At 73.6% G+C, this 19,115-nt stretch carries 19 protein-coding genes and 1 pseudogene; 13 read left to right on the forward strand and 7 right to left on the reverse strand.

Annotation, left to right across the window (positions count from 1 at the left end):
• Positions 1-1,482, forward strand: a pseudogene (locus UW392_RS29865) (hypothetical protein); the annotation flags it as partial.
• 94 nt (positions 1,483-1,576) lie between these two features.
• Here the strand turns inward: UW392_RS29865 and UW392_RS29870 are convergent.
• Together UW392_RS29870 and UW392_RS29875 are read right to left on the reverse strand one after the other, a co-directional pair.
• Positions 1,577-2,431 carry a transglutaminase-like domain-containing protein gene (locus tag UW392_RS29870; RefSeq protein WP_320778262.1) on the reverse strand — a complete coding sequence of 285 codons (855 nt, stop codon included), beginning with the start codon at positions 2,429-2,431 and terminating at the stop codon, positions 1,577-1,579.
• A gap of 17 nt (positions 2,432-2,448) precedes the next feature.
• On the reverse strand, positions 2,449-3,489 hold the full coding sequence (locus UW392_RS29875) for a GNAT family N-acetyltransferase (protein WP_320778263.1): 1,041 nt from the start codon (positions 3,487-3,489) through the stop codon (positions 2,449-2,451).
• 140 nt (positions 3,490-3,629) lie between these two features.
• On the opposite strand from UW392_RS29875, the gene fdxA reads away from it, so the two are divergent.
• A complete protein-coding gene (gene fdxA / locus UW392_RS29880; protein WP_030574877.1) occupies positions 3,630-3,956 on the forward strand; it encodes a ferredoxin in 327 nt (108 codons plus the stop codon).
• Positions 3,957-4,128: 172 nt separating this feature from the next.
• Entirely contained in the window at positions 4,129-5,220 is a 1,092-nt protein-coding gene (locus UW392_RS29885; protein WP_320778264.1) for a bifunctional succinyldiaminopimelate transaminase/glutamate-prephenate aminotransferase, read from the forward strand.
• A gap of 126 nt (positions 5,221-5,346) precedes the next feature.
• Here the strand turns inward: UW392_RS29885 and UW392_RS29890 are convergent, their stop codons facing one another.
• A complete protein-coding gene (locus tag UW392_RS29890; RefSeq protein ID WP_320778265.1) occupies positions 5,347-5,814 on the reverse strand; it encodes an ATP-binding protein in 468 nt (155 codons plus the stop codon).
• A 311-nt stretch (positions 5,815-6,125) separates the two neighbouring features.
• Positions 6,126-7,115: a heavy metal transporter gene (locus tag UW392_RS29895; protein WP_320778266.1), complete on the reverse strand. Its 990-nt coding sequence runs from the start codon at positions 7,113-7,115 to the stop codon at positions 6,126-6,128.
• Positions 7,116-7,225: 110 nt separating this feature from the next.
• Between UW392_RS29895 and dapE the strand changes: the two genes are divergently transcribed.
• Together dapE and UW392_RS29905 are read left to right on the forward strand one after the other, a co-directional pair.
• Positions 7,226-8,305: a succinyl-diaminopimelate desuccinylase gene (dapE, locus tag UW392_RS29900; protein ID WP_320778267.1), complete on the forward strand. Its 1,080-nt coding sequence runs from the start codon at positions 7,226-7,228 to the stop codon at positions 8,303-8,305.
• Between the two features lie 117 nt (positions 8,306-8,422).
• Positions 8,423-9,181: a TIGR00730 family Rossman fold protein gene (locus UW392_RS29905; RefSeq protein ID WP_320778268.1), complete on the forward strand. Its 759-nt coding sequence runs from the start codon at positions 8,423-8,425 to the stop codon at positions 9,179-9,181.
• 34 nt (positions 9,182-9,215) lie between these two features.
• Here UW392_RS29905 and folP read toward each other — a convergent pair whose 3' ends face one another.
• The gene (gene folP / locus UW392_RS29910) at positions 9,216-10,076 is read right to left on the reverse strand and encodes a dihydropteroate synthase (RefSeq protein ID WP_320778269.1); all 861 of its coding nucleotides are present in this window, start codon (positions 10,074-10,076) and stop codon (positions 9,216-9,218) included.
• Between the two features lie 181 nt (positions 10,077-10,257).
• Here folP and UW392_RS29915 point away from each other — a divergent pair, with 181 nt between their 5' ends.
• Positions 10,258-10,620: a DivIVA domain-containing protein gene (locus UW392_RS29915; protein ID WP_320778270.1), complete on the forward strand. Its 363-nt coding sequence runs from the start codon at positions 10,258-10,260 to the stop codon at positions 10,618-10,620.
• The gene (locus UW392_RS29920; RefSeq protein ID WP_320778271.1) at positions 10,617-11,207 is read left to right on the forward strand and encodes a DNA-3-methyladenine glycosylase I; all 591 of its coding nucleotides are present in this window, start codon (positions 10,617-10,619) and stop codon (positions 11,205-11,207) included. Before UW392_RS29915 ends, UW392_RS29920 begins: the two co-directional genes overlap by 4 nt.
• A gap of 17 nt (positions 11,208-11,224) precedes the next feature.
• Here UW392_RS29920 and UW392_RS29925 read toward each other — a convergent pair whose 3' ends face one another.
• Positions 11,225-12,028, reverse strand: a complete 804-nt coding sequence (locus UW392_RS29925; protein ID WP_320778272.1) for an enoyl-CoA hydratase/isomerase family protein — start codon at positions 12,026-12,028, stop codon at positions 11,225-11,227.
• Positions 12,029-12,403: 375 nt separating this feature from the next.
• Between UW392_RS29925 and UW392_RS29930 the strand changes: the two genes are divergently transcribed.
• Entirely contained in the window at positions 12,404-12,571 is a 168-nt protein-coding gene (locus UW392_RS29930; RefSeq protein ID WP_003966491.1) for a DUF3117 domain-containing protein, read from the forward strand.
• Between the two features lie 111 nt (positions 12,572-12,682).
• Here the strand turns inward: UW392_RS29930 and UW392_RS29935 are convergent, their stop codons facing one another.
• Positions 12,683-13,378, reverse strand: a complete 696-nt coding sequence (locus UW392_RS29935) for an O-methyltransferase (RefSeq protein ID WP_320778315.1) — start codon at positions 13,376-13,378, stop codon at positions 12,683-12,685.
• A gap of 178 nt (positions 13,379-13,556) precedes the next feature.
• Between UW392_RS29935 and sigE the strand changes: the two genes are divergently transcribed.
• From sigE to UW392_RS29960, 5 genes are all read left to right on the forward strand, one after another.
• A complete protein-coding gene (sigE, locus tag UW392_RS29940; RefSeq protein ID WP_320778273.1) occupies positions 13,557-14,255 on the forward strand; it encodes an RNA polymerase sigma factor SigE in 699 nt (232 codons plus the stop codon).
• Complete coding sequence (locus tag UW392_RS29945) at positions 14,252-15,466, forward strand: anti-sigma factor family protein (protein WP_320778274.1); 1,215 nt, start codon at positions 14,252-14,254, stop codon at positions 15,464-15,466. The genes sigE and UW392_RS29945 overlap by 4 nt, the downstream gene beginning before the upstream one ends.
• A 137-nt stretch (positions 15,467-15,603) precedes the next feature.
• Positions 15,604-17,487 (forward strand): trypsin-like peptidase domain-containing protein, encoded by a 1,884-nt coding sequence (locus UW392_RS29950; RefSeq protein ID WP_320778275.1) that lies wholly within the window; start codon positions 15,604-15,606, stop codon positions 17,485-17,487.
• 207 nt (positions 17,488-17,694) lie between these two features.
• Positions 17,695-18,159 (forward strand): sec-independent translocase, encoded by a 465-nt coding sequence (locus UW392_RS29955; protein ID WP_320778276.1) that lies wholly within the window; start codon positions 17,695-17,697, stop codon positions 18,157-18,159.
• Positions 18,160-18,444: 285 nt separating this feature from the next.
• Entirely contained in the window at positions 18,445-19,101 is a 657-nt protein-coding gene (locus UW392_RS29960) for a hypothetical protein (RefSeq protein ID WP_320778277.1), read from the forward strand.
• Positions 19,102-19,115: the final 14 nt, after the last annotated feature.

A 19,115-nucleotide genomic window follows, 5' to 3' on the forward strand; every position in this document is an offset into this window, starting at 1 on the left:
CACGGCGGCGGCACCGGCTCCTTCGACGTCTCGGCCGCGCTGGCGGCCGGCCCCCGCTCGTCGGGCGACGACCCGGCGCCCCACGACGACCAGCCGTTCTTCCCGGTGAACGGCGCGGACGGCCCCGGCGGCCCGGCCACCGGTGACCGTCGTCTGAACCCGCCTCCGGTGCCCGACCTGGGCCTGGGCGGCCCGCCGCAGGGCGGCCCAGGCGTGCCCGGCGCCCGCCGCGGCGGCAGCCCCTTCGACGGCCCCGGCAGCGACTTCTCCGCCCCGGGCAGCGACTACCCCGGCCCCGGCGGCCTCAGCGACGACACGGCCGTCCTCACGCCGCAGCGTCCGGTGCCCCAGCCGGGCGGCCCCCGGGACGACGTCTCCGGGCACACCCCCGCCAGTGGCATCCCGGTCGTCCCGCCCGGCGCCCAGGACGACCGGCTCGGTCCGCCCGTTCCCGGCGGCGGTCCGGTGTCCGCCACGCCGCCGCGGCAGCCGGAGGCGGCGCAGACCCCGGCCGCCCCCGCGAAGCCGGCGAAGAAGAAGGGCCGCAGCAAGCTGGTGCTCCTCGCCGGCGGCCTGGTGTTCGTCGCGGCCGGGGTGTACGGCGCCGGGCTCCTGATGAACCACTCCGACGTGCCCAAGGGCACCACCGTGCTCGGCGTCGACATCGGCGGCGGCACCCGGGACGAGGCCGTCAAGAAGCTCGACGAGGGCCTCGGCGACCGCACCGGCAAGGAACTGAAGCTGACGGTCGACGGCAAGACGGTGTCGCTCCGGCCGGACCAGGCGGGTCTGCTGCTCGACAGCGACGCCACGGTCGACGCGGCCGCGGGCGCCGACTACAACCCGGTCTCCGTGATCGGCTCGCTCTTCGGGCAGCAGCGCGTCGTCGACCCCGTCATGCCCGTCGACGAGGAGAAGCTGCAGGCCGCTCTGGAGGGCGCCGCGGGCAGCTCCGGGTCCGCGGGCGAGGGCACGATCAAGTTCGAGTCCGGCAAGGCCGTCGCCGTGTACGGCAAGGGCGGCCAGGGCATCGACGTCGGCGCCTCCACCGAGGCCGTCCAGGCGGCGTACCGCACCCAGGTCGAGACCGGCACGGCCGCCGCCGTGCAGGTACCCACGACCGAACGGCAGCCGTCGGTGTCCGACGCCGAGGTCGACCGCATGATGAAGGAGTTCGCAGAGCCCGCGATGTCCGGGAACGTCACGATCGAGGCGGGCGGGGCGTTCATCGAGTTCAGCCCCGAGAACTCGCTGTGGAAGTTCCTCGGCGTCAAGGCGCAGGACGGCAAGCTCGTCGAGTACTACGACAAGAACGCCCTTCAGGAGCTGTACGGCGGCGCCTTCGACGGCGTCCTGATCACCCGGGGCAACGGCGAGCAGACCGCGGTGACCCCGGAGGACGTCATCGGCGCCCTCCGCCCGGCCCTGCTCGGCAGGACCACGGCCGAACGCACGGGCGTGATCGAGACCGACCCGAGCTGACGGCCCGGTCGGTACGCGGTCCGAAGGGGCCTCCGGTGTCCACCGGAGGCCCCTTCGGCGCTCGCCGGCGCGGCCGACCGCGACGGATCCGTGGCTAGTTGAGCATCGCCCGTGCCGCCCGCGCCTGCCGCCGCACCCGCTCCGCCGCGGGCCCGTCCACCGGGGCGACCACCTCGGCGTACGCGTCCAGTTCCGTGGCGCCCCGCAGGAAGTCCCCGCGCTGGACCAGCAGCTGGGCGTGCTCGTGGCGCAGCCGCGCCGGGTGCGAGGGCAGCAGCAGCGACAGCTCCACCGCCCACAGCGACACGTCCGACCGCTCGGGCCGGCCGGCCGCCCACGCCCGGATGTTGTTCAGGACGCGCTGGACGACCTCGAGCGGCGTCGCGGGGGTGAGCATCGACGGATCGAGCGGCGCCCCGGTGGCCCCCGCGACCAGCAGCTCCGCGTCCCCGCCGGTCAGCGGGCAGCCCCCGGCGAAGGGGTCGGCGAGCACCTGCTCCTCCTGCGAGCCGCCGAACCCGACCACGAAGTGCCCGGGCAGCGCCACCCCGTACACCGGTGCACCCGCCCGGCGGGCGACCTCCATCCACACCACCGACAGCAGGATCGGCAGCCCGCGCCGCCGCCGCAGCACCTCGTGCAGCAGCGAGGACTCCAGCCGCTGGTAGTCGCCGGGCGAGCCGCGGAACGCGCAGCGCCCGCCGAGGAGGTCGGCCAGCGCCTGCGCCCAGGCACGGGGGCCGCCGGCCCGGAACGGCAGCTGTCCGGCCAGCCGGTCGAGCTCGATCTGCGCCGCGTCGATCCCGGCCTCGGTCAGCGTCCCGTCGGCCGCGGCCCCCACGAGCAGGCACAGCGCCGCCAGGTCGGGCCGTTCGGAGCGCGCCTCCTCGGCGAACCGCCGCCGCACCTCGGCGGCCCGGCCGTGCTCCGGTGGCTGGGGCGCACGCATAGCAGCCTCGTGCCCGGTCACCGCGATCGGTACGTCTCGGCAGCGAGGACGCCGTTACGGGCCGCCTCCGGGCCGCGGTAGTGGTGGTACACGTGGTGCGCCGCGAAGCCCGCGCCCGCGTACAGGGCCTGCGCGCCCGCGTTGTCCGTCTCCACCTGCAGCCAGGCCGCCGAGGCGCCCTCGTCGAGGGCCTGGCGGGCGAGGGCCGCCAGCACTGCGGAGGCCAGCCCCTGCCTGCGGTGCTCCGGGGCCACCTCGACCGCCGCGAACCCGGCCCAGCGGCCGTCGACCACACAGCGTCCGATCGCCGCCGGTGCCTCGCCCGCCGCGCCCGGCACGGCCGCGAACCACACCGAGGGCCCGCTCGTGAGAACCTTCAGCGCGACCTCGGTCACCCCCCTGCGTTGGTAGCGGCCGAGCCACCCCTCGTCCGCGGTGCGCGACAGCACGACCCCGCGGGTGATCTCCCGGTCGGCGAGGGGAGCCAGGGGGCCGGTCCACAGCTCGGCGGTCACCTCGCGCGTCCAGCCCCGCCGTTCCAGCTCGGCGCCCAGCAACTCCTGCGTGCCCTCGGCACCGGTGGCGACCTGCGCGAGCGCGGGCAGGCCCCGGGCCGCGTACCAGTCCCGAACGTACGCCAGCGCCTCGTCCAGCGGTCTGTCCGGTTCACCCACGGGCAGCAGCGAGTTGGCGCGCCGGGTGAAACCGGAGGCCGCGCGCAGCTCCCACTCACCCAGGAACTCGCGCTCCACCGGCTGCCAGCCGCGCGCCGCCACCCGCGCCAGTTCCGGGAACGAGGCGGCCGGGCCCCGTCTGCGGGCCGGTGCGGCCGGCACCACCTTGGCCGCTACCAGCGACGACTCCGCGATGCGGACCCGCTCGCCGGTACGCCGTGTGATCACCAGCACACCTTCGTCCCATGATGTGAGAACGCCCACCGTGTCGGTGAATTTCCCCCTCTCGCCGCCGGTCCCGTCGATCCGCCGGACCGAGACGCGTTTGCCCACGTCAGCGGCGTTGATACGGACCTCGAGTCGCCCGCCGACAGAGAATTCCACAGGTCGGTTCACCCCTCCTGTTCGGATCATGCCCAGGAACGGAGATACTAGGTGCGGGCATCGACGACGCCGCGCTCCCGCGCGCCAGGCGGCGGAGCCTGAGGAGGCCCGCCAGCGCCCTACCGAGGAGGAACGACAGCGTGACCTACGTCATCGCAGAGCCTTGTGTCGACGTCAAGGACAAGGCGTGCATCGAGGAGTGCCCGGTCGACTGCATCTATGAGGGCCAGCGGTCCCTCTACATCCACCCGGACGAATGCGTCGACTGTGGTGCCTGTGAGCCGGTCTGCCCGGTCGAGGCGATCTTCTACGAGGACGACACTCCGGAGGAGTGGAAGGACTACTACAAGGCGAACGTCGAGTTCTTCGACGAGCTGGGCTCGCCCGGCGGCGCCAGCAAGCTGGGTCTGATCGAGCGCGACCACCCGTTCGTCGCGGGCCTGCCCCCGATGAACCAGGGGCACTGAGCGCCCGATGGAGCAGGACCGCCCCGAGCGGTCCGCGCCCGCGCCGCCTCGGTCCCGTACGGCCCGATCGATCCGATCGCCGTACGGGGCCGAGGCGTTCGCCGTACGAACGGTACGTACTGCCGGTCACCGCACCCGAGGAACGTACGTACGAGAAAGTGAGCCAGTAATCGTGTCCGCAGTCAGCGACAGGCTTCCCACCTTCCCCTGGGACAGGCTGGAGCCCTACAAGGCCACCGCCGCCGCCCATCCGGGCGGCATCGTCGACCTGTCCGTCGGCACCCCGGTCGACCCGGTTCCCGAGCTGGTCCAGAAGGCGCTGTCGGCCGCGGCCGACTCGCCGGGCTATCCGACCGTCTGGGGCACCTCCGAGCTGCGCGACGCGATCACGAGCTGGCTCACGCGCCGCCTCGGCGCCCGTGACGTGACCCACCGGCACGTGCTGCCCGTCGTCGGCTCCAAGGAGTTCGTGGCCTGGCTCCCGACCCAGCTGGGCCTCGGTCCGGGCGACCGGGTCGCCTTCCCGCGCCTGGCCTACCCGACGTACGAGGTGGGAGCCCGGCTGGCGCGCGCGGAGTACGTGGCCTACGACGACCCGACGGAGCTGGACCCCGCGGGCCTGAAGCTCCTCTGGCTGAACTCGCCGTCGAACCCGACCGGCCGCGTCCTGTCCAAGGAGGAGCTCACCCGGATCGTCGCGTGGGCCCGTGAGCACGCGATCCTCGTCCTCTCCGACGAGTGCTACCTGGAGCTGGGCTGGGGAGCCGACCCCGTCTCCGTCCTGCACCCGGACGTCTGCGGCGGCTCGTACGAGGGGATCGTCGCCGTCCACTCGCTGTCCAAGCGCTCCAACCTGGCGGGCTACCGGGCGGCCTTCGTCGCCGGTGACCCGGAGGTGCTCGGCCCGCTGCTGCAGATCCGCAAGCACGGCGGCATGATGACCTCCGCGCCGACCCAGGCGGCCGTGGTGGCGGCCCTCGGCGACGACAGCCACGTCCACGAGCAGCGGGAACGGTACGCGGCCCGCCGCACCGCCCTGCGCGACGCCCTGCTCGGGCACGGCTTCCGCATCGAGCACAGCGAGGCGAGCCTGTACCTGTGGGCGACCCGCGACGAGTCCTGCTGGGACACGGTGGCGCACCTGGCGGAGCGCGGCATCCTCGTGGCGCCCGGCGACTTCTACGGCCCGGCGGGCGAGCGGTACGTCCGCGTGGCGTTCACGGCGACGGACGAGCGCGTCGCGGCGGCGGTCGAGCGCCTCTAGGACCCGCGTCACCGCCCCGGCCGGGCACCGCGCCGCTCCAGGAGTCGACACGACGGCGGGGGCGCGGGAGACAAACGTTCGTCTCCCGCGCCCCCGCCGTCGTCGTACCGGCCGAGCGGCGGTCCGTCAGCCGAGGGCCGGCAGTCCGTTCAGCGGCAGGCCCTGGGTGGGCAGGCCGTTGGTGTTGAGGCTCTCGGTGGGCAGCCCCTTGCCGACCGTCTCGGTCGCGCCGCCGAGCAGGTTGCCGGCGGGGCCCGTCGCGTGGCCGGTCGCGCCCTGGGCGGCCGTCCCCTCGGTGACCGGAGCCGAGGCCCGGACGGCCTTGGCGCCGGCCTGGCCGACGGTCCTGCGCACGGTCGGGACCGCCTTCTTCACGGCGCCGGGCTTCTTCGCGAGGCCGGTCACCTCCTGCGCCACACTGCCGGCGGTGTCGGTGACGTGCGACCCGTCCAGGGCGGTCAGGCCGCCGACGTTCGGGGCGGCGGGGAGCTCGGGCGCCGCGCTCGCGGAGCCGGCCGCACCGACCACCGAGGCCGCTCCCGCTGCGGTGAGCAGCGCGGCACGGGCGATCCGGTGGGTCAGGGGGAGGGACATGATGCTCCTTCGACGGGAGGGAACTGTGGAAGGCCCGGCCGGCATCGGGGGGTCGATCGTCCGGCGCGGACGCAGTGACTACCGCTCGAGGGCCGCGAAGGTTGCGGTGATCCTATGTAAAGAGTTGGCAATGCATCGCATTATCGGATGGGGGCAAAGAGGGGCGAAGGGGCCCTCCGGCGATCACCCGCCGAGCCCGTACGGCCCAGTGCTCACAAGGGTTCCCGCGCGTCCGGGCGACGCCGCGGGGCGGCCGCGCACGGTGTCGACCGGACGCGACGGACGTACCGCCTACGGGTGAGGGCCGATACCTAGTGTCCAGTGACGATTCGGACCGCTGCGGCGGCGTCGGCCGCCCCGGCGGACTCCCCGCCGCCGTCGTCCTCGCTGCCGCCGTCGTCCACCGTGCGCCAGGTGCCCGTGTCACCGTCGGCGGTCCACACCCGGCCCGCGTAGGAGACGCGTTCGATGTGCAGCGCGGAGGCGTTGGCCACGGCCCAGTGGGCGAGCTCCCAGCCGCGCCGGTGGACGGCTTCCTCGGAGGCCGTGCCGGTCCGTACGGGGACCGTGACGGTGCCGTCGTCCGCGGACGACGGGGAAGGCGAGGGGGAAGGGGTGGGAGAGGACGCGGAGTCCACGTCGGCGGCGGCCGGCTGGAGCACCCCGCGGCCGAAGTCCCGCACCAGCGCGGTCCGTACCGCGTCCGTACCGCCGTCGTGGGTCGGGTCCGGGCTCGCCGCACAGGTCAGCGTGGCCGCCGCGCGGCCGGTGAGGGCGGCGGCGAGCAGCGTGGCGTCCGGTTCGTGCTTCGCGTACGCCTGCGGGTAACCGCTGAGCTGCACGCGCTGCGCGGCCACCGTCAGCGGCAGCCGCGAGTAGCCGGGCACCTCGGCGAGGTGCGTGTAGAACTCGCCCGCCGCGTACGCCGGATCCATGATCTGCCGCTCGGTGCCCCAGCCCTGCGACGGACGCTGCTGGAACAGGCCCAGCGAGTCACGGTCGCCGTAGTCGATGTTGCGCAGGCCCGACTCCTGGAGCGCGGTCGCCAGCGCGATGGTCACCGCCCGCTCGGGCATGCCGCGCGCGGTGCCCACGGCCGCGATCGTGGCCGCGTTGACGGCCTGCTCGGGCGTGAACTCGTAGGACGCGCCGTCGTCCTTCCCGGACACCACCACGCAGCGCGGCGGGCCTCCGGTGACGTACTGCACCGCGAGGTACCCCGCGAGCGCGAGGATCAGGCACAGGGCCGCACCACGACGGAGGAGACGGCCACGACGACGAGCGGACGACGGATCTGACACGCCGTACAACGTACTGGAGTGGTGCGTCGGCGACGCGTGAGCCTGTGGACAACTCGGTGGCGGCTCAGGAGGGTGAGGGGCCGCACGGGCGGGACGTTAGGGTCGTGGGCATGGCCGACACCCCGCTTGACCTCACGCTGGACGCCGCGCGGCTGACCGCGCGGCTCGTCGACTTCCCCTCCGAGAGCGGCACCGAGAAGCCCCTCGCGGACGCGATCGAGGCCGCGCTGCGCGCGCTGCCCCATCTGACGGTCGAGAGGTACGGCAACAACGTCGTCGCCCGCACCGACCTCGGCCGCGCCGAGCGCGTGATCCTCGCCGGGCACATCGACACCGTGCCCATCGCCGACAACGTGCCCTCGCGCCTCGACGACGAGGGCGTGCTGTGGGGCTGCGGCACCTGCGACATGAAGGCGGGCGTGGCGGTGCAACTCCGCATCGCCGCCACCGTTCCCGCCCCCAACCGCGACCTGACCTTCGTCTTCTACGACAACGAGGAGGTCGCCGCCGACCTCAACGGGCTGAAGCACGTGGCCGAGGCGCACCCGGAGTGGCTGGAGGGCGACTTCGCGGTCCTCCTCGAGCCCTCCGACGGCCAGGTCGAGGGCGGCTGCCAGGGCACGCTCCGGGTCCTGCTGAGGACCGCGGGCGAACGCGCCCACTCGGCCCGCGGCTGGATGGGCTCCAACGCGATCCACGCGGCGGCCCCGATCCTGGCCCGCCTCGCGTCGTACGAACCGCGGTACCCGGTGATCGACGGCCTGGAGTACCGGGAGGGCCTCAACGCGGTGGGCATCTCGGGCGGGGTGGCCGGGAACGTCATCCCGGACGAGTGCGTGGTGACGGTCAACTTCCGTTACGCGCCGGACCGCAGCGAGGTCGAGGCGCTGGCGCACGTGCGCGAGGTCTTCGAGGGGTGCGGGGTCGAGGAGTTCGTGGTCGACGACCACAGCGGCGCCGCGCTGCCAGGTCTGTCCCACCCGGCGGCGGCCGCCTTCATCGAGGCCGTCGGCGGCACCCCGCAGCCCAAGTACGGCTGGACGGACGTCTCCCGCTTCAGCGCGCTCGGTGTGCCGGCCGTCAACTACGGTCCGGGCAACCCGCATCTGGCACACAAGCGGGACGAGCGGGTAGAGGTGACGAAGGTCCTCGCGGGCGAGGAGCGGCTGAGGGCGTGGCTGACGTCCTGAGGCGGACACCACGGGCGTGCCGTGCCACGGCTCACGGCATACATGTCCAGGTCCCCCGTCCGTAACCCGCGTCGATCTACGCTGGGGGAGAGAGACAGCACGGTGGGAGGAGCGGACATGGCGACCGGAAACCCCGAGGGGAAGCAGCAGCCACCCGAGGAGCGGCGGCTGGGCCCGGTACTGCGCAGGCGCGGCCAGGTCCAGGAGAGCACGGCCGACCAGCGCCTGCTGGACACGGGCGGCGACTCCGACTGGGTGCACACGGACCCGTGGCGGGTGCTGCGCATCCAGTCGGAGTTCGTCGAGGGCTTCGGCACACTCGCCGATCTCCCCCCGGCGATCAGCGTGTTCGGCTCCGCGCGGACCCCGCGGACCTCTCCCGAGTACGAGGCGGGGGTCGCCCTCGGGCGCGGGCTCGTGGAGGCCGGCTTCGCCGTGATCACCGGTGGTGGTCCGGGCGCCATGGAGGCCGCCAACAAGGGCGCCTGCGACGCGAACGGCGTCTCGGTCGGCCTCGGCATCGAGCTGCCCTTCGAGCAGGGCCTCAACCAGTACGTCGACATAGGGCTCAACTTCCGGTACTTCTTCGTCCGGAAGATGATGTTCGTCAAGTACGCGCAGGGCTTCGTGGTCCTGCCGGGCGGCCTGGGCACGCTGGACGAACTCTTCGAGGCCCTCACCCTCGTCCAGACCCGGAAGGTCACCCGCTTCCCGATCGTCCTCTTCGGCACGGAGTACTGGGGCGGCCTGGTCGACTGGCTGAAGAACACCCTGGTGGCCCAGGGCAAGGCCGCCGAGAAGGACCTCCTGCTGTTCCACCTGACGGACGACGTGGACGAGGCGGTGGCCCTGGTGTCCAAGGAGGCGGGGCGGTAGGTCCCCCCGGGGGGGCGTGACGGGACGGGTCCCGTCACGCCAGCCCGCGTCGCGCCACCGCCGGAGGCCGGTGCCCCGCGATGGACGCCACCATGTCCAGCACCTGCCGCGTCTCCGCCACCTCGTGCACCCGGTACACCCGCGCACCCAGCCACGCCGACACCGCGGTCGTCGCCAGCGTCCCGAGCACCCGCTCCTTGACCGGCTTGTCCAGCGTCTCCCCGACGAAGTCCTTGTTGGAGAGGGAGACCAGCACCGGCCACCCCGTGGCGACCATCTCGTCCAGCCGCCGCGTCGCCTCCAGGCTGTGCCGCGTGTTCTTCCCGAAGTCGTGCCCGGGATCGATGAGCACCGACTCCCGCGGCACCCCGAGGGCCACCGCCCGCTCGGCGAGCCCCACGGTGACCTCCAGGATGTCGGCCATGACGTCGTCGTACGTCACCCGGTGCGGCCGGGTGCGCGGTTCGGCGCCGCCCGCGTGCGTGCACACCAGCCCCACGCCGTACCGCGCCGCGACCTCCGCCAGCTTCGGGTCGACGCCGCCCCACGCGTCGTTCAGCAGGTCCGCGCCCGCCTCGCAGACCGCCTCGCCGACGTCGTGCCGCCAGGTGTCGACGCTGATGACCACGTCGGGGAAGCGCCGCCGCACCTCCGCCACGAAGCCGACCGTCCGCCGCGCCTCCTCCTCGGCGGTGACCTCCTCGCCCGGCCCCGCCTTCACCCCGCCGATGTCGATGATCGCGGCCCCCTCCGCCACCGCCTGCTCCACGCGCGCGAGGGCGGGTTCGTCACGGAAGGTGGCCCCCCGGTCGTAGAAGGAGTCCGGCGTCCGGTTCACGATCGCCATGATCACCGGCTCCTGCGCCCCGAATTCCCGCCTGCCCAGCCTGAGCATTCGCTGTGACCTCTCCCAGTACGTCCCGCTGCCTGACCGCCTGCGACCCTAACTGTCGGACTCGCATGGCACGATCGGACCCTGACACATCCGGCTCCGGCCCGGCCGCACGCGACACGGCCGGCCGGGCACTTCCGCGCCGGCGCGCAGCGCGCCGGCCAAGAGCGTGGGGACCCCAGCGATGTTGATGTTCTTGTTCCTGGTCGTCGCGCTCGCCGTCGTGGTCGCCGCGGTGACCCTCGCCGTGGTGGGCGGTGGCGAGGGCGGCGCCCTGCCGGAGGCCGCGCCCGAGCGGTTCCGGGACGCCCTGCCGTACGACCGCCCGGTGGACCGCACGGACGTGGAGACGCTCCGCTTCCCGGTCGCCGTGCGCGGCTACCGCATGGCGGACGTGGACGACGCGCTGGGCCGCCTCGGCGCCGAACTCGCCGAGCGGGACGCCCGGATCGCCGACCTGGAGGCGGCCCTCGACGGGGCCCGCGCGGCGACGCCGGCGACCACCGCCCCCTCGCTGCACAAGCCGGCGGAGGAGGACCACCGATGAGCGACGCCCTCGCCGGCCCGGACGGCGGGCTCCGCTGCCCCTGGGCGCTGTCCACCGAGGACTACGTGAAGTACCACGACGAGGAGTGGGGCCGCCCGGTCCACGGCGACGACGCGCTGTTCGAGCGCCTGTCGCTGGAGGCCTTCCAGTCCGGGCTGTCCTGGATCACCATCCTGCGCCGCCGGCCCGGCTTCCGGGCGGCCTTCGACGGCTTCCGGATCGCCGCGGTCGCGTCCTTCACCGACGAGGACCGCGCCCGCCTGCTCGCCGACCCGGGCATCATCCGCAACCGCGCCAAGGTCGACGCGACGCTCGCCAACGCGCGCGTGCTGGCGGAGTGGTCCCCGGGCGAGCTGGACGAGCTCATCTGGTCCCACGCCCCCGACCCGGATTCGCGCCCCGTCCCGAAGTCCCTCACCGAGGTCCCGGCCATCACGGACGAGTCGACCGCGCTCTCCAAGGCCCTGAAGAAGCGCGGCCTGCGCTTCGTGGGCCCGACGACGGCGTACGCCCTGATGCAGGCCTGCGGCCTGGTCGACGACCATCTGGCGGACTGCGTGGCACGGCGGGTCCGGCAGGCCGGATGACGGCCCGCAGCCGGCCGCTACCGGCCCAGGTACCGGGGCTTCTCCTTGTGCACGAAGGCCTCCACCGCGATCGCGTGGTCCGCGGAGGAGCCCGCCCTCGTCTGCAGCTCGTCCTCCTTGTCGAGGGTCTCGTCCAGCGAGTGGGACAGCCCGTACGCGAGGGACTCCTTCAGGGCCGCGTACGCCACGGTCGGCCCCTCGGCCAGCGCACGGGCCACCTTCACGGCCTCCCCGGCGAGTTCGTCCGCCGGTACGACACGGTTGGCGATCCCCAGCTCGTACGCGTCCTGCGCGCCGATGGACCGGGGGAAGAGCAGCAGGTCGGCCGCGCGGGAGGGGCCGATCACGCGCGGCAGCGTCCAGGAGATCCCCGAGTCCGCGGTGAGCGCGACGCCCGCGAACGACGTGTTGAAGACGGCCGTCTCCGCGACGACCCGGTAGTCCGCGGCGAGCGCGAAGCCGAAGCCCGCCCCGGCCGCGGCGCCGTTCACGCCCGCCACCACGGGCTTCGCCATCCCCGCCAGCGCCCGTACGACCGGGTTGTAGTGCTCGCGCACGGTGGTCATGGTCTGCCGGGTCCCGTGCTCCCGGTCGGCGGCCAGCAGCCCGATGTGCTCCTTGAGGTCCTGTCCCACGCAGAACGCCCGGTCCCCGGCGGCCGTCAGCAGCACGGCGCGCACGGCGTCGTCGTCGGCGGCGGACCGGACGGCCTCCCGCAGGGCCACCTTGGCCTCGACGTTCAGCGCGTTCATCGCCTCGGGGCGGTTCAGCGTGATCGTCGCGAGCCCGTCGTTCACCTCGTAGAGCACGGTGTCGGCCATGGCGGATCCCCTCCGTCGTCGCGGCTGCGGCGTACCGGCCGGTACGTCCGGTGTCACCGCACAGCATGGCGGAGATCAGCGGCGGTGGCGCGGGCCGGACATGTGACCTGCGTCAAAGAAATGCACCGGGTGGAGAAGGGGTGAGGCGGGTTGCGGAGGCGCAGTATGGCAGCCACATCGCCGAATTGAGTGGTTTTGCTCGCGTGCGTTGCCCAAGCGATGCCGACTGATGTTGGTCATCGGGTCCTGCGATGCGGGATAATGGCTTGGAAGCAATGTGTTCGATGCCGGTGTCGCGCGCCCCGTTCGGGTGCCCGCGTGCCCTTCTGGGGGCCGTCGGCTGACGATGAGCTGGTTTCAGGAAGGGGAACGAGCATGGCGGCCATGAAGCCGCGGACGGGCGATGGCCCGCTCGAGGTGACCAAGGAGGGGCGGGGCATCGTCATGCGCGTTCCGCTCGAAGGCGGCGGTCGGCTCGTCGTCGAGCTGACCCCTGACGAGGCCGACGCGCTCGGCGACGCCCTCAAGAAGGTCGTCGGCTGACGGGCGGACGCGACCACACTCTTTCAGCTGCCCCGGCGCCGACACGCGGTGCCGGGGCAGCTGTTTTCCCGGCCGCGCGGACTTTTCACAGGGCATCGGCGCGACGGGGTGTCAGCGCTTCACCGCGCACAGCAGTCCGTCGCCCACCGGGAGCAGCGTGGGCACCAGGTGCTCACTCTCGCGGACCGTGCGCAGCAGCTCCCGGACGCGTATGACCTCCGTCGGCTGCGGGCCGGAGTCAACGGTGCGGCCGCCCGCGAAGGCGCCCTCGAAGACGACCAGGCCCCCGGCGCGGAGCAGGCGCAACGATTCAGCGAGGTACTCCAGCGACTCCAGGCGATCGCCGTCGCAGAACACGAGGTCGTAGCCGGCGTCCGCCAGGCGGGGCAGGACGTCCAGGGCCCGGCCGGGGATGAAGCGGGCCCGGTTGCTGGCGAAGCCGGCGGCTCGGAAGGCCTGCCGGGCGAACTGCTGGTGCTCCGGCTCCGTGTCCACGGTGGTGAGCACCCCGTCGGTCCGCATGCCGTGCAGCAGGTGGATACCGGAGACACCGCAGCCCGTGCCGATCTCCGCGACGGCCTTCGCGTCCACGGAGGCGGCCAGCAGGCGCAGCGCGGCGCCCGTACCGGGCGTCACCGAGCGCAGCCCCGCGTCCTGAGCCCGGTCACGAGCCCAGAGCAGCGCTTCGTCCTCGGCGACATAGGCGTCGGCGAACGCCCAGCTCGTCTGCCGGTTGCCGGTAATGACCCTCTCCTGTCCCGTGGTTGCCTGGGCGTGACTGTATCCGTTGGCGCCGGGAACCCGCAGATGGGACCGGTCGTTTGAAGGGGTGTGGATCGCAGGCGGGGGGCAGTGAATGGAAGCGGAAAGTTCTTGTAAAACCGCTTATCCGGAGCTAACGGGCGAGGTGGCTATGGTAGGGGCTCCACTGGACACCACCAGAGCCGACAGGGGAGGTGCGGCCGCGCCTGTGGATCGTGGGGGAGTGCTCAGGCGCTTCCTCGGATCGGCGGGCAGGCCGAAATCCGTGAACGACACCGCTGACCAGCGTCACGCCGCCGATTTCGGATCGACCGCGACCTTCACCGACGCGGACGCGCAGGCGTGGACTCCGCCCACCTGGGAGGAGATCGTCAGCACTCACAGCGGCCGGGTCTACCGGCTGGCCTACCGTCTGACGGGCAACCAGCACGACGCCGAGGACCTGACCCAGGAAGTGTTCGTCCGGGTCTTCCGTTCCCTGTCGACGTACACGCCGGGCACCTTCGAGGGCTGGCTGCACCGCATCACCACCAACCTCTTCCTGGACATGGTGCGCCGCAAGCAGCGCATCCGCTTCGACGCGCTGGGCGAGGACGCGGCCGAGCGGCTGCCCAGCCGCGAGCCGTCCCCGCAGCAGGTCTTCAACGACTCGCACTTCGACGCGGACGTCCAGCAGGCCCTCGACACCCTCGCGCCCGAGTTCCGCGCCGCCGTGGTGCTGTGCGACATCGAGGGGCTGTCGTACGAGGAGATCGCCGCGACCCTCGGCGTGAAGCTCGGCACGGTCCGCTCCCGGATCCACCGCGGCCGCTCCCAGCTGCGCAAGGCGCTCGCACACCGTTCGCCCGAGGCCCGCGCCGAGCGCCGTGGTTTCGCGCTGACCGGCATGCCCGCGCTGGGAGGAGGAGGCGCGACCGCGTGAGTGGATCACGGCCGAACACCGGCGGGCGGCGCGTCGCCGATCAGCACCTCGGGGACCGGCTCTCCGCCCTGGTGGACGGAGAGCTCGGTCATGAGGCGCGTGAGCGCGTCCTCGCCCACCTCGCTACCTGCCCCAGGTGCAAGGCGGAGGCGGACGCCCAGCGCCGGCTGAAGAACGTGTTCGCGGAGGCGGCCCCGCCGCCGCCCTCCGAGAGTTTCCTGGCCCGCCTCCAAGGACTGCCCGGCGGCAGCGACGGCGGCACCGGCGGATCACGGCTGAACGGGGGGAACTTCGCCGGCGGAAGACTGCCGGCCCCGGCCGCGGGACCGGACTTCCCCCACGGCGCCGGGGTCTTCGGGGTGCCGGGTGATCCCTTCGGCTACGAGCCCTCGGGCCCGCACGCCGGGGTGTTCCCCACGCCACCGTCGGAGGAACGCGCTCCCTTCGGACACCGCGGACCGTCCGGCGGCCCGGTCGTCGCCGACGGCCCCGCGCTCGCCGAGAGCCCGGGACCCGCGGGCGGCGGCGCGTCCACCGCGCTGCGGGAACCGGCCGGGGACCGGCTGGACCTCGACCTCGAGGGCGGGCGCGGGTTCCGCATCCACCGCGTCGGCCGCCCCGAGAACGAGCGGCCCGCCTCGCGGGGGCTGCGCTTCGCGTTCGTGGCGGCCGGAGCCGTGTCCCTGGCCGCGATCGCGCTCGGCGGGGTGTCCACCGGGGGACCGGCGGACACCGCGGAGGCGCGGGGCGGATCGGGCTCGGGCAGCAACGTGACGCCGATGCGCACGGCCGGCGCGGGTGCCGCCACCGGCTCGGAGTCCCAGCGCCGCCGGGGAGCCGTCGGACCGCTGCTCGGACATGGTCAGCAGCTCCTGGGCGGTCCCGTGGCACCCACGGCCGTCTCGGCGCCCCTGCTGCCGGGCATACCCGCCCAGGCGGTGCGTGTCCCTGCGACCCTGCGCCCGCCGGCGGTACCCGTGACGGCCGGTGCCACCGCGCCGTCCCCGCTCATACGTCCGTTCACGCCGCCGCCGGCCGAGCCGGTCTGGCAGGCGGCGACCGGCCTGACGACGCCCGGTCTCACGGTGACCGGCCTCACGGTGACCGGGTCCACGGACCTCGTGGCCACGGCTCCCGGGCCCATGACGCCGGGTCTGCTGGCCACGCCCTTCGTCCCGTCCCCCGCGCTCACCTCTCCCACGCTCCCCTGACCGGTCCTCTGCGCCGCGGCCCGTGAACCTGGTTGAATCCATGGTGGGCCGCGTCCGCCGGGGCATCCCCGGACGCGGAATCGACTATCTGTGGCGACCGCCGGCGAGTCCCGCCGCGGGCCGGGTGTGGGGAGAGCATGACTGAGGGGAAGCCCACGAAGGCGAAGTGGTGGGGCCGCCCCCGGCCACAGGGCGCGGGGGCCGGTCCGGCGGCGGGAGCCCCCGGGGCCGAGGCGGCCTTGCCGGACAGCCCGGGAGGCGGTAACGGCAGCCGCAGAAGTGACGGCGGCAGCCACAGGAGCGACAGCGGCGACTTCGAACTGCGGCGCCCGGACGAGGCGCCCGGCCGGACCGGCACGTCCGACGCCGACGACTTCGAGCTGGCACGCCCCCTCGGGCCGGGGACGGGCGCGCCCGGGAGCGGTACGGCCGACGACACGGGCGACGCCACGGCCGAGGCGGCCGAGGACACCGTCCCCGCGACCGCAGGCGAGCGCCCCAGGCCGCTGCACGACCCCGATCCCTACAGCACCCCGCCCTACGGCGAACCCGGCCCCTGGGCACCCGCGCCCCCGGTCCAGCACCCGGCGGCCACCTCCGCGCACGGCACGGACGCCCCGGCGACCGCACCGCCGGAGGACCGGACCGTGCCGTCCGCGCCCTCGGCGACCATGCCGCCCGCGCCGCCCGCGACCATGCCCGCCCAGGCCACCGTCCCTCCGGGTCCTGCTCCTGCTTCCGTTCCCACAGCCGCCTACCCCGCTGCTCCCGCTCCCGCCGAGCCCCCGCAGCCGGCCGCCCCCGCGACGGTGCCCCCGCCCCGCGACCCCTGGCAGAACTACGACCCCTGGGCCGCCGCCCAGGCCCCCCTCCAGCAGAGCGGTGCCGCGGTCCCGAGCACGGACCAGCGCCGCACACGGGCGCGGCGGGGGCTGGTGCTCGGCGCCGTGCTGCTCGCGCTCGTCTCGGGCGGGGTCGGCGGCGCCGTCGGCGCGTACCTGGAGCGCAACGGCGGCATCGGCGAGGTGCACCTGCCCCAGGCCGCGCAGGGCGCCGAGGGCCGCGCGCCCGGCAGCGTCGCCGGCATCGCCGCCAGCGCGCTGCCCGGTGTGGTGACCCTGCACGTGAGCGGTACGGAGGAGCAGGGCACCGGTACCGGGTTCGTCCTGGACGAGCGCGGACACATCCTCACCAACAACCACGTCGTGCAGCCCGCGGGCGACGACGGCCGGATCACGGTGACGTTCAGTGGCGGCGAGACCGCGAAGGCCGAGCTCGTCGGCGGGGACAGCGGGTACGACCTCGCCGTGGTCAAGGTCAGCGGGGTGCGGGGCCTCAGTCCGCTGCCGCTCGGCAACTCCGACGACGTCCGCGTCGGTGACCCCGTCGTCGCCATCGGCGCCCCCTTCGACCTCGCCAACACCGTGACCGCCGGCATCATCAGCGCGAAGGAGCGGCCCATCACCGCGGGCGGCGAGAAGGGCGACGGCAGCGACATCAGTTACGTCGACGCCCTGCAGACGGACGCCCCGATCAACCCGGGCAACTCCGGCGGTCCCCTCGTCGACGCGAACGCCCGGGTCATCGGCATCAACAGCGCCATCCGGTCCGGCGGCGACGGTTCCGACGCGGAGGGGCAGGCGGGTTCCATAGGGCTCGGCTTCGCCATCCCGATCAACCAGGGCAAGCGCGTCGCCGAGGAGCTGATCAACACCGGCCGGGCGAGCCATCCGGTGATCGGCGTCACGCTCGACATGGACTACTCGGGGGAGGGCGCCCGGGTCGGGACCGAGGGCGCCGACGGCGGGTCACCGGTCGGCGCGGGCGGCCCGGCCGCGGCGGCCGGCGTCGAGGCGGGCGACGTCATCACCGAGGTCGACGGGCAGCGCATCCACTCCGGTGAGGAGCTCATCGTCAAGATCCGCGCCCACCGCCCCGGCGACCGGCTGCACCTCACGGTGCGACGGGACGGACAGGACCGGGAGGTCAGCGTGGTGCTCGGCTCCTCGGACGGGGCTTGAGGGGACCGGCCGACGGTGACCTCGTGAACACGGCTCCGCCCCACGTGCGACCGTGGACCCCACAGGGAACCGGGCTTATGCACGGATCTGGGAGGCCCGTGACGGTACCGGACGCACGGGATCGCCGGGTACCGTGGATCCGGCCCGGACCTGGAAGACCTGCCGAGGGCCGCCGCACAGGGCCGAGGACATCGCAAGGAGCTTCAGGTGTTCAATGACATAGGACCGCTCGAGCTGCTGACGCTCATCGTCCTCGCCGTGCTCGTCTTCGGTCCCGAGAAGCTGCCGAAGGTGATCCAGGACGTCACGCGGACGATCCGCAAGATCCGGGACTTCTCCGAGAGCGCCAAGCAGGACATCCGTCATGAGCTCGGACCGGAGTTCAAGGACTTCGAGTTCGAGGACCTCAACCCCAAGACGTACCTCCGCAAGCAGATGGAGAACGACGAGCTGGGCCTCAAGGAGATCCGCAACGGCTTCGACCTCAAGAAGGAGATGGCCGAGGTCGCCGACGTGGTGCACGGCCGTGAGCCGGAGTCGTCCGCCGGAGCCTCCGCGTCCGCGGCCTCGTCCGGAGCCCCGGCCGGCAGCGGCGGAACCATCGACATGACCAAGAAGCGGCAGAAGCTGGACCCCACCGAGCGCCCGCCCTTCGACGCGGACGCCACCTGACCGGCGGACGCCACCCCACCGGCGTGCGCCCCCAAGCGGGCGTCCGTGTCGTACGCGCCGGTGTCGTACGTCTCTCCGGTACGTGACGCGAGTCATACTCACGGAAGCCGCCACACGGCGCGAACACGCCCCCGTACGCGCCTTGTGTGCCGGGCGTGTCCCCTGGTGCTCGAAGAGCTGTGGCTATGCTGCCCAGTTGTTGTGCGGACCATGAGAGTGGGAGCGCGGACGCCCGAGGGGGGCGGGACGCTCCGGTCCGACGAGAGCGAGGAGGCGTCCGGGCACATGGAGACGACAAGTCGGGTAGGCGCGCAGGCGCCGGAAGCGGAGGGCGGGCAACAGGCCCCCTCCGCCCGGCGTACGGTCGACGGCTACCTGCTGGCGCCCTTCCCGTGGTACGGCCTCGACGAGGCCTTCACGGGGCCGCGCCGGCTGATGCCGGTGGGCATGGGCGCCGACGGAACCGTGGAGCACGGTTCGATCGGGCACGGTGACACGCCCTCGGTGCACAACGAGCCCACCGACGGCCGCGAGCGCTTCGCCGTCGTGGTCACCGTCGCCGCCAACCCCGTGCGGCGCAGTCCTGACGGCACGGGTGTCCTGGAGGCCACCACGGTCTCCTCCGCCGCCTGGCTCGCCGGCGTGGGGCTGCTGTCCTGCACCTGGCCCGGCCAGATGGACCACAGCCTGCGCGACGACTGGCTGGACCAGCAGACCGAGACGGCGTGGGTGCTCGCCGACGACCTCGACGGCTCCGACTGGTCCACCCTCTCCCTCCCCGTGGACGGGGAGCCCACGCCCTTCCACTACCGCGAGTCCGAGTTCGGCTGGGTCCTCGCGGGTTCCACCGGGGAGGGCGTCCACCTCGGTGCGTACGGCAGGGGCATGAGCGCGTACGGGCTGGGCTTCGCCATGATCAAGGACATCGGGGCGTACGCCTAGCCGGCGGTTCTCCC

It is taken from the genome of Streptomyces sp. CRN 30, from assembly GCF_034105845.1.

Coding starts and splice junctions, on each gene's coding strand:
- UW392_RS29870 (WP_320778262.1), bottom strand. CDS start 2,431: ATGCGTGCGCCCCAGCCACCGGAGCACGGCCGGGCCGCCGAGGTGCGG.
- UW392_RS29890 (WP_320778265.1), bottom strand. CDS start 5,814: ATGTCCCTCCCCCTGACCCACCGGATCGCCCGTGCCGCGCTGCTCACC.
- dapE (WP_320778267.1), top strand. CDS start 7,226: ATGGCCGACACCCCGCTTGACCTCACGCTGGACGCCGCGCGGCTGACC.
- UW392_RS29905 (WP_320778268.1), top strand. CDS start 8,423: ATGGCGACCGGAAACCCCGAGGGGAAGCAGCAGCCACCCGAGGAGCGG.
- folP (WP_320778269.1), bottom strand. CDS start 10,076: ATGCTCAGGCTGGGCAGGCGGGAATTCGGGGCGCAGGAGCCGGTGATC.
- UW392_RS29915 (WP_320778270.1), top strand. CDS start 10,258: ATGTTGATGTTCTTGTTCCTGGTCGTCGCGCTCGCCGTCGTGGTCGCC.
- UW392_RS29920 (WP_320778271.1), top strand. CDS start 10,617: ATGAGCGACGCCCTCGCCGGCCCGGACGGCGGGCTCCGCTGCCCCTGG.
- UW392_RS29925 (WP_320778272.1), bottom strand. CDS start 12,028: ATGGCCGACACCGTGCTCTACGAGGTGAACGACGGGCTCGCGACGATC.
- UW392_RS29930 (WP_003966491.1), top strand. CDS start 12,404: ATGGCGGCCATGAAGCCGCGGACGGGCGATGGCCCGCTCGAGGTGACC.
- UW392_RS29950 (WP_320778275.1), top strand. CDS start 15,604: ATGACTGAGGGGAAGCCCACGAAGGCGAAGTGGTGGGGCCGCCCCCGG.
- UW392_RS29960 (WP_320778277.1), top strand. CDS start 18,445: ATGGAGACGACAAGTCGGGTAGGCGCGCAGGCGCCGGAAGCGGAGGGC.